At 61.8% G+C, this 9,658-nt stretch carries 7 protein-coding genes and 1 pseudogene; 4 read left to right on the top strand and 4 right to left on the bottom strand.

Features of this window, described 5'->3' with window-relative positions; genetic code table 11:
* Nucleotides 1-136: 136 nt before the first annotated feature.
* From gcvH to QLG10_RS29310, 4 genes and pseudogenes are all read right to left on the bottom strand, one after another.
* Entirely contained in the window at nt 137-520 is a 384-nt protein-coding gene (gene gcvH / locus QLG10_RS29325; RefSeq protein ID WP_110754990.1) for a glycine cleavage system protein GcvH, read from the bottom strand.
* 292 nt (nt 521-812) lie between these two features.
* Nucleotides 813-902 (bottom strand): annotated as a pseudogene (locus QLG10_RS29320) (metal ABC transporter ATP-binding protein); the annotation flags it as partial.
* A gap of 17 nt (nt 903-919) precedes the next feature.
* Nucleotides 920-2,428 carry a sigma-54-dependent transcriptional regulator gene (locus QLG10_RS29315; protein ID WP_188265406.1) on the bottom strand — a complete coding sequence of 503 codons (1,509 nt, stop codon included), beginning with the start codon at nt 2,426-2,428 and terminating at the stop codon, nt 920-922.
* A gap of 69 nt (nt 2,429-2,497) precedes the next feature.
* Nucleotides 2,498-3,412, bottom strand: coding sequence for a LysR family transcriptional regulator (locus tag QLG10_RS29310; RefSeq protein WP_110754988.1), 915 nt, complete (start codon nt 3,410-3,412; stop codon nt 2,498-2,500).
* A 152-nt stretch (nt 3,413-3,564) separates the two neighbouring features.
* Between QLG10_RS29310 and speB the strand changes: the two genes are divergently transcribed.
* From speB to betA, 4 genes are all read left to right on the top strand, one after another.
* Entirely contained in the window at nt 3,565-4,566 is a 1,002-nt protein-coding gene (speB, locus tag QLG10_RS29305; RefSeq protein WP_188265405.1) for an agmatinase, read from the top strand.
* A 54-nt stretch (nt 4,567-4,620) separates the two neighbouring features.
* Nucleotides 4,621-6,129: an aldehyde dehydrogenase family protein gene (locus QLG10_RS29300; protein ID WP_282488462.1), complete on the top strand. Its 1,509-nt coding sequence runs from the start codon at nt 4,621-4,623 to the stop codon at nt 6,127-6,129.
* A gap of 198 nt (nt 6,130-6,327) precedes the next feature.
* A complete protein-coding gene (locus QLG10_RS29295) occupies nt 6,328-7,902 on the top strand; it encodes a cytosine permease (RefSeq protein WP_110754985.1) in 1,575 nt (524 codons plus the stop codon).
* Nucleotides 7,903-7,904: 2 nt separating this feature from the next.
* Nucleotides 7,905-9,593 (top strand): choline dehydrogenase, encoded by a 1,689-nt coding sequence (betA, locus tag QLG10_RS29290; protein WP_188265403.1) that lies wholly within the window; start codon nt 7,905-7,907, stop codon nt 9,591-9,593.
* Nucleotides 9,594-9,658: the final 65 nt, after the last annotated feature.

Here is a 9,658-nt window from a genome sequence, read left to right as displayed (position 1 = left end):
TGACGCTGGCGCTCAGGGCTTCGAGGGAGTCGAAGCCGAGGGTGTTGAGCATGGCTTGCTCGTCACCGGCGCGGGGGCCGATGTGGCGGGCGATGAATTCGTCATGGGTGTCGAGGAGGGCGGTCATGGGCAGTCCTCAGGCGTCGATCTGGTCTTGGATCAGGCGGTCGTAGGCGGCCTGATCCAGCAGTTGGTCGAGCGCGGCAGCGTCAGCGGGTTGGAAACGGAAGAACCAGCCTTCGCCCAGCGGATCTTCGTTGACCAGTTCCGGGTTGCTGTCCAGTTCCGAATTCACGTGCAGCACCTCACCGTCCAGCGGCATGCCGATGCTGCTGGCGGCTTTCACCGATTCCACGACCGACACTTCGGCTCCGGCGTCGAAACTGCCCAACTCAGGCACCTGAACGAATACCACATCCCCCAATGCCTGTTGGGCAAACGCCGTGATGCCAACGGTGACAGTGCCGTCAGCTTCGGTGCGCAGCCATTCGTGTTCGACGGTAAAACGCAATTCGCTCATATCAACTCCTCATTGTTCAGACTCATCCGCTGCAGGTGGCGGAGGCGATTGGCAGGCTCGGATGTGGGCTCGAGCTTGGCTGTAGAAGAGATAGCAAGGGCGATGCCAAGGTATAAAAGTTGTTTTAAATCAATTGGTTGATTGTTTATCAGGTGGCTTGAGGCGTTGCTGCTGTATTGAAATCAAGACAGAGAGGCGAAGGGAAGGGGCGCAAGCCCGGAGTAGCGGGTCGAGAAGGTTTTGTCTTGATTTCGATACGCTGTATCGATTTGCACACAGATTGCTGCACGCACTGTGGGAGCGGGCTTGCTCGCGAATGCGGTGTGTCATTCAACAGATGAGTTGACGGACCTGCAGCTTTTGCGAGCAAGCCCGCTCCCACATTTGACCGAGGTGGTCTTACGACTTGTTGGGTATGCCGTACTTGCGCAGGCGGATGGCAATCGCACTATGGGAGGTTTGCAGGCGTGCCGCGAGCAAGCGGCTGGACGGATAGCTTTGGTAAAGCTGCTCCAGCAACTTCCTTTCAAACCCTTCGACAGCCTCCTCAAGGCTGCCCACCTCGCCATCGTTCCGGCGCTCCACAGCGGTGCGCGCAATGTCCAGGTCGTCAATGTCCACCAAAGGGCTCTCGCAGATCGCCGCCGCGCGAAAGATCACGTTTTGCAGTTGCCGCACATTACCCGGCCAGCGGTTTCCCAGCAGGGCGGGAAAGGTGCTCGGCGCCAGGCGACAGACCGGGCGCTGGATCTGCGCGCAAGCCTGCTGCATGAAGTGCTGGGCCATCAACAGGATGTCGTGGCCACGTTCGCGCAGCGGCGGCACCTGCAGGTTGAGGACATTGAGGCGGTAGAACAGGTCTTCGCGAAAGTGCCCTTCGCCGACCATTTTTTCCAGGTCGCGGTGGGTCGCGCTAAGGATCCGCACATTGACCTTGACCTCGCGATCGCCCCCGACCCGACGGAAGCAGCCATCACTCAAAAAGCGCAGCAGCTTGGCTTGCAGGTACGGCGACATCTCGCCGACTTCATCGAGAAATACCGTGCCCTGGTCAGCCAGTTCCAGCAGCCCGAGCTTGCCACCCCGTTGCGCCCCGGTGAACGCGCCGGGGGCGTAGCCGAACAGCTCGCTTTCGGCCAGGCTCTCGGGCAGCGCCGCGCAATTGAGGGCCAGGAACGGCTTGTCACGGCGACCGCTGATTGCGTGACAGGCGCGGGCCACCAGTTCCTTGCCGGTGCCGGTTTCACCCTGGATCAACAGCGGTGCGTCGAGGGCCGCCACCCGTTGCGCGCGGGCCTTGAGCGAGCGGATCGGCGGCGACTCGCCGAGCAGCGCATCGAAACCTTCGGCGTGATCATGGTGCAGCGCCGAGAGGCGTTCGCCAATGCGATTCGGCTGATAGAGGGTGAGCAGGGCGCCAGCGTCGGTAATCGGCATGGCGTCGAGCAGCAACGTGTGGCCGCCAAGGCTGACCTCGTGCATGGGCAGGCGAAAATGGTGGGCGATCAAGGTGCTTTGCAAATCGGCATCGTCGAACAGCGCGCTCAGCGATTCACCGGCCGGTTCGCGACCGCACAGGGCGATCAATGCCGGGTTGGCCAGCAGCACATGACCGCGATCATCGACCGCCAGCACTGGGTCGGAACTGGCGGCGAGCAAGGCATCCAGTTGCAGGCGCCGTCGTTGCCCGGGAAGGATGTCGACCAGGGTCACCGCCTGCACGCCGCGCACGCCGAACAGTGCCTCGCGCAACTCTTCCAGTACTTCCGCGCCAAGGGTCGGGGCATCGATGTAGACGTTCGGCGGCACCATTTCCACGGCGTCCAGATTGAAGCTGCGCCCGCCGAGCAGGGCCAGCACTTCCTGGGTGATGCCGACGCGGTCGATGAAGGTGACGTGGATGCGCATGACAGGCCTGCAAGATGGGCGAACGGAAATCAGTATGCCGGGGCGAATTCGAATTTGGCGAGCATCACATTACCCGCTGGCCGTTTTGCGGGTGCTGGCGGCCAGGTCCTCGAGAAACGCCTGAAGGATCGGCGGCGGTGCCACACCGCGCCGGGTGATCACGTCGAACGGTGATTTCAGCCGCAGGCTCGCCGGGCCCAGTTGATGCATTTCGCCTGACTTGAGCCACTGGGCGGCGAAGTGCTCGGGCAGAAAACCCATGTAGGCGCCGGAGATGATCAGGATCGCCGAGGCCTCGATATTGTCCACGGTGGCCGCCGCCTTGCTCACGCCCAAGTGTTCCAGATCGTATTGCTGCATGTAGCCGCGCACGACGATGCGACCCGCGCCGATTTCTTCGAGCAGCTCGGCACCTTCGGCCGTGCTCCCATACAGCGGGTGCCGGCGCCCGCAATACAAACCCAGCGCTTCCTGATACAGCGGCGATTGCAGCAGGCCCGGTACATGGATCGGAAAATGCCCGATGGCCAGGTGCAGGCGACCGTCGAGCACCCGTTCTTCCAGTTCTGCCGGAGTGCCGACGTACACGTTCAGGTGCACGTCATGCCCCCGTGACACGAAGCGCTGGGTGGTGCGCGGGATCGGCGAATCGGGGTCGGTGATGGTGGTGTCGATGATCCCCAGGTTGAGCTTGCCGCTGATGTGCTGCTTGAGCACGTCGGCGTCCATGCAGAAATTTTCCACCGCCGACAGCAGGCGCTGGGTGGCTTCATGGATTGCCACGCCTTGCTCGGTCAGGCGAAAACCGCTGCGCCCGCGCTGGCAGAGCTTGACCCCAAGGCGGGTTTCCAGATGAGTCATCTGTTCGCTGATGGTCGACTGCCCGGCGTTCAACGCCGCCTGGGCGGCGGAGAAACCGCCGCAGCGGACAATCGTGGCAAATACCCTGAGCAGTTTCAGGTCGACATCGTGCAGTTGGATCATCGGGAACCTCCGGCATGGGGATGCATCGGGAATGCCGATATGAGTATCTGATGTTTAGCATTTTTTCCACGAAAACCTGCGCTCATAGTCTTTCCAACGGCGGTCGCCTTGCAGTTCCGCCAAGCCGATAACAAGAAGTGGAGAGGCTAGAAATGTCGAACAACGGTTATGAATCCGGTCGTCTGAACCTGCCATTCGTGGGGCATTGCACCTTTGGCAAATCCCCGGTGTGCACCGATTGGGATGCGCTGGATGCCGACGTCGCGGTGCTTGGCGTGCCCAACGACATGGGCACCCAGTGGCGCTCCGGCGCACGCTTCGGACCACGCGGGATTCGTGAAGCATCGACGCTGTTTTCCTTCGGCCACGCCGGTGCCTACGATCACGAAGATGACGTGATGTACCTCACCGCATCGGACGTGCGCATGGTCGACGTCGGTGATGCCGACATCGTCCACACCGACATGGCCACCAGCAACAAGAACACCGAATACGCCGTACGCAAGATCCTCGATGCCGGTGTGATGCCGGTGGTGCTGGGCGGCGATCATTCGGTGCACGCACCGGTAATCAAGGCCTTCGAAGGGCGCGGCCCGATCCACATCATCCACTTCGATGCACACCTGGATTTCGTCGACGAGCGCCACGGCGTGCGTTACGGTCACGGCAACCCGCTGCGCCGCGCCTCGGAAATGAACCACATTGTCGGCATGACCCAGATGGGCATCCGCAATGTCTCGTCGTCCAACCGCGACGACTACGAAGCGGCTCACGAGGCCGGTTCGAAGATCCTCTCGGTGCGCGATGTGCGTCGCCTTGGCGTCGAAGGTGTACTGGCGCTGATCCCGCAGAACATCAACTACTACATCACCATCGACATCGACGGTTTCGACCCGTCCATCGCCCCCGGCACAGGCACCCCGAGCCACGGCGGCTTCCTCTACTACGAAGTGCTGGAAATCATCCAGGCCCTGGCCAAGCGCAGCAAAGGCAACATCGTGGGCATGGACCTGGTGGAGGTGGCACCGGTGTACGACCCGACCGGCATGACCTCGATCCTCGCTGCGCAGCTGCTGCTGAACAGCATCGGCTTCATCTTCCACGAGCGGGGCAAGGTGCGGGCCGCCGCTGAAAGTGAAGTCTCTCCAGCCTGAACATCGAAACCACATAACCCGGCAGTGCATGACTGCCGGGCAGAGAGAATAAAAATGGACACGATCGTCAAAAGTTACCTGCAGAAGTTTGGCGTGAGCGAAGCCACCCAGACCTTCCTCGGCAAAGCGCAGAAAATGTTCATCGGCGGTACCTGGGCCGACGCCAGCGACGGCCAGACGTCCGACGTCATCGAGCCCTCGACCGAAGGCCTGATCACCCGCATTCCCATGGGCACCACTGAAGACCTGGACCGCGCCGTGCAAGCCGCCCGGGCCCAGTTCGACGGTGGCGAATGGAGCCAGGCAAAACCGGCGCAACGCGAACGCCTGATCCAGCGCCTGGCGGATTTGATCGAACAGAACGCCGCGGAGCTGGCGCAAATTGAATCGATCGACATGGGCAAGTCGGTCGCCTTCGCCAAGGACGTGGACATCCAGGGCACCGTCGATACCCTGCGTTACTTCGCCGGCTGGGCCACCAAGCTGCACGGCCGTACCGTCGAACCTTCCCTGCCGGGCAACTACCTGGCCTATACCCGCAAGGAAGCGGTCGGCGTCGTTGGCGCCATCGTACCGTGGAACTTCCCGCTGCAAACCATGGCCTGGAAACTTGGCGCGGCGCTGGCCACCGGTTGCACCGTGGTGGTCAAGCCCGCTGAGCTGACCTCGCTGTCGGCCCTGCGTTTCGCGCAACTGGTGCAGGAAGCGGGCATTCCGGACGGCGTGATCAACATCGTCACTGGTCGCGGCAGCGTGGTCGGCGCGGCCATGACCACCCACCCCGGCATCGACAAATTGACCTTCACCGGTTCCACCCCGGTGGGCCTTACCGTTGGCCGCGCGGCGCTGGACGACATGAAGCGGCTGACCCTCGAACTCGGTGGAAAATCGCCAGTCATCGTGTTTGCCGATGCCGACATTCCGGCCGCGGCACAAGCGGTCGCCAATGGCGTATTTTTCAACTCCGGGCAGGTATGCGATGCCGGCACGCGGGCTTATATTCATAGCAGCGTCCATGACGAATTCCTGCGTGAGCTGATCGCCTATACACGCACCCTGAAAATGGCCCCGGGCCTGGACCCGGACTGCTTCATCGGCCCACTGGTGTCAGCCCTGCAAAAGCAGCGCGTGAGCGAATACATCGAGACCGGCAAGGCCGAAGGCGCCGAACTGGTGTACGGCGGCCAACCGGTCGATGGCCCGGGGTTCTTCGTCGAGCCGACCATCTTCGCCAACTGCCGCAACGACATGCGCATCGTCCAGGAAGAAATCTTCGGTCCGGTGCTGGTGACAGCAAAGTTCGATGATGATGAAGAGGCCCTGGCCCTGGCCAATGACTCACCTTTTGGCTTGGCGGCTGCCCTGTACTCCAACGACCTGGGCAAGGTGCATCGCCTGATACCACGCCTCAAGGCCGGCTCGGTCTACGTCAATGCCCATGGCACCCTCGACCCGTCGATGCCGTTCGGTGGCTACAAGCAGTCCGGGTTCGGCAAGGACCTGGGCGCCGAGCAGCTCGATTACCTGCTCGAAACCAAGGCGGTGTGGATCACCTTGCCGTGAGTCATGGCTGACTCTTGAACGACACAAACCCTGTGGGAGCGAGCCTGCTCGCGAAGAGGCTGGCATATCCAGCATCAATGTCGCCTGAAACATCGCCTTCGCGAGCAGGCTCGCTCCCACAGGTTCCCCACCAGGGATGTCGTTCACCCAAAAGAACGCGGTTATCTCGTCATGATCTTCCAACAATAAGAGTCCATCATGAACACTAACGCCAAGTCCGCCACGAGTGTGTCCTCCCTCGACGACAAATCCGTTGTCGAGGGGCATTCGATTGACTTCATCCCCGAGAACGAGCGCACCGACAAACTGTCGAGCCAGGGCCCGTTCTGGTTCCTCGGCAACTTCACCTTCTTCACCATGACCATCGGCTTCGTCGGCCCAAGCGTCGGCCTGACCGCGCTCTGGACCACACTTGCCGGCACCCTGGGCATCATGTTCGGCACGCTGTTCATGGCGTTTCACGGTTCGCAAGGCCCGCACCTCGGCTTGCCACAGATGATCCAGTCCCGCGCGCAGTTCGGTTACCGCGGGGTGATCCTGGTGCTGCTGGCGACGCTGTTCGTGTTTGCCGGGTTCAACATCGTCAACCTGGTGCTGATGATGCAGGGCCTGCACACGCTGTTCGGTTTCAGCCCCGCGGTGATCGCGGTGGCGGTGACCCTCCCGGCGGCGGTGTTGGCGATCCTCGGCCATGACTGGATGCACCGCAGCTTCAAATGGGCGTTGTGCCTGTCGCTGCCGCTGTACGGCCTGGTGACCCTGGCGGTGTTGATGGGCTGGGTGCCGGACGCCGTGTTGCCGGCGCTGGCCGAGGGCGAAGCGGCCCCGGCACCGCTGGGCTTCAACTGGACCGGTTTTATCGCGCAGTTCGCGGCCGCGGCGAGTTACAACATCGCCTATGCCCCCTACGTGTCGGACTACTCGCGTTACCTGCCGAAGAACACCTCCAGCGGCAAGCTGATCGCCGTGGTGTTTCTCGGCGCTTCGTTGTCCGGCGCGTGGATGATTTCCGTCGGTGGCTGGCTGGCCGATCACCTGCACTCCACCGATGTACTGGTGGCCCTGGGGCAAGTCGGCAACACCGTGTCGCCACTGATGGGCACGGCGGTCGTGGTGGTGACCATCCTGGCCTTCCTGCCCGTGATCGCGATGAACATCTACAGCGCCAAGTTGACCACCCTGACCTGTGTCGATTCGATCAGGCACATCGAGCCGACCCGCAAGGCGCGGATCCTCGCCATCGCGTTCGTGATCCTGCTGCAACTGGGCGTGGCCCTGAGCATCCAGAGTTCCGGCAAAGGCCTGTCGGTGCTCGGCATCTACCTGGTGGTGATGCTGTACTTCCTGGTGCCCTGGACCTCGGTCAACCTCACGGATTATTTCTTCGTGCGCAAGGGCCGCTACGCCATCCCGCACTTCTTCATGCCCCACGGCAACATCTACGGCAGCTGGGGCCTGCGTGGCATTGCCGCCTATGCCATCGGCTTTATCTCGATGATTCCGTTCTTCTACATCTACGACGGCGTCGAACAACGCGAAGTGTATGTCGGCCCGCTGGCCAAGGCCCTGGGCAGCATCGACATCGCCTGGCTGGTGGGGCTGATCGTCTCGGGCCTGGCGTACTACTGGCTGAGCCGTTCGATCGACCTTGCGCGCGAAGAGGCCGTTATCCAGCAGGTCGAAATAACCTCCCCGCAATACACCACTGGCGACACGCTGACCCATAAACAGCAACCACGGCCGGTGTTCACTCAATCGACGGTCGGGAGATAGCCATGACCACGCAAAAATACGACTACATCATCATTGGCGCAGGCTCGGCAGGTTGTGTGTTGGCCAACCGCCTGAGCGAAGACCCGGCCACCTCGGTGCTCGTCCTGGAATTCGGCGGCAGCGACAAGAGCGTGGTGATCCAGATGCCCAGTGCGTTCTCGATCCCGATGAACACCAAGAAGTACAACTGGCGCTACGAAACCGAGCCGGAAACCTACCTCAACGGCCGGCGCATTCATTGCCCGCGGGGCAAGGTGCTGGGGGGATCATCGTCGATCAATGGCCTGGTTTACATTCGCGGCCACGCCCTGGATTTCGACGAATGGGAATCCCTTGGCGCCCAGGGCTGGGGCTACAAGAATTGCCTGCCGTACTTCAAGCGCGCCGAAAGCTACGAGTCCGGTGGCGACATTTATCGGGGGCAGACCGGACCCCTGCACACCACCAACGGCAACCACATGAAAAATCCGTTGTACGGGGCCTGGGTCGAAGCCGGCGCGGAGGCGGGCTACATCAAGACCGAAGATTGCAACGGCTACATGCAGGAAGGTTTCGGTGCAATGCACATGACCGTGAAAAATGGCGTGCGCTGCTCCACGGCCAACGCCTACTTGCGTCCGGCCATGGGCCGTCCGAACCTGACGGTGATCACCCATGCGATGACGCGCCAGATCATCCTCGAAGGCAAGCGTGCAGTCGGGGTGATGTATGACCACGGTGGTCAGACCCACCAGGTTTATTGCAACCGCGAAGTCCTGATCTCGTCCGGGCCGATCGGTTCGCCGCACCTGCTGCAACGCTCCGGCATCGGCCCGGCCGAGGTCCTGCGCAAGGCCGGGATCGGCGTGCGCCATGACCTGCCGGGGGTAGGGGAGAACCTGCAGGATCACGCCGAGGTGTACATTCAGTTCGGCTGCAAGGAACCGGTGACGCTCAACAGCAAGATGGACCCGCTGAGCAAATTGATGATCGGTTTGCGCTGGCTGCTGTTCAAGGACGGCCTGGGCGCCACCAACCACTTCGAGGCCGGTGGTTTCATTCGCTCCGAAAAGGGCCTGCGCTGGCCGGACATCCAGTTCCACTTCCTGCCGGCAGCGATGCGCTACGACGGCAACAAGCCGATCAAGGGCCACGGTTTCATGGTACTCACAGGGCCGAACAAGCCGAAAAGCCGTGGTTATGTGCGGGCGCGGTCGGCCGATCCGTACGAACACCCGGAGATTCGTTTCAACTACCTGGAGCGCGAAGAGGACCGCGAAGGCTTCCGCCGCTGCATCCGCCTGACCCGGGAGATCATCGGCCAGAAAGCCATGGACCGTTTCCGCGACGGCGAAATCGCTCCCGGAGCGCTGGTGACCAGCGATGAAGACCTCGACGCCTTTGTCCGTGACAACCTCGAAAGCACCTACCATCCGTGTGGCTCGTGCCGCATGGGCGAGGACGACATGGCGGTGGTGGATTCCGAGCTGCGGGTGCATGGCATCCAGGGGTTGCGGGTCATCGACTCTTCGGTGTTCCCGACCGAACCGAACGGCAACCTCAATGCGCCGACCATCATGCTCGCCGAACGGGCTTCGGACCTGGTTCGCGGGGTGAAGATGCTGCCAGCGTCGGATGTGCCGGTGGGCCTGGTAGAGAATTGGGAAAACAGCCAGCGCACGACCTTGCCAGGACGTAACGTGCGCGTTTAAGCAAATCCTGTGTGGGAGATTCTATGGTTGAGGTGAAGCCCTCAACTTGTTTTCGGTTGGTATTC

The sequence above is a fragment of the Pseudomonas sp. V98_8 genome (genome assembly GCF_029967975.1).
In the GTDB taxonomy this organism is placed as follows: domain Bacteria; phylum Pseudomonadota; class Gammaproteobacteria; order Pseudomonadales; family Pseudomonadaceae; genus Aquipseudomonas; species Aquipseudomonas umsongensis.
This window is presented reverse-complemented; position numbering and strand designations above follow the sequence as displayed.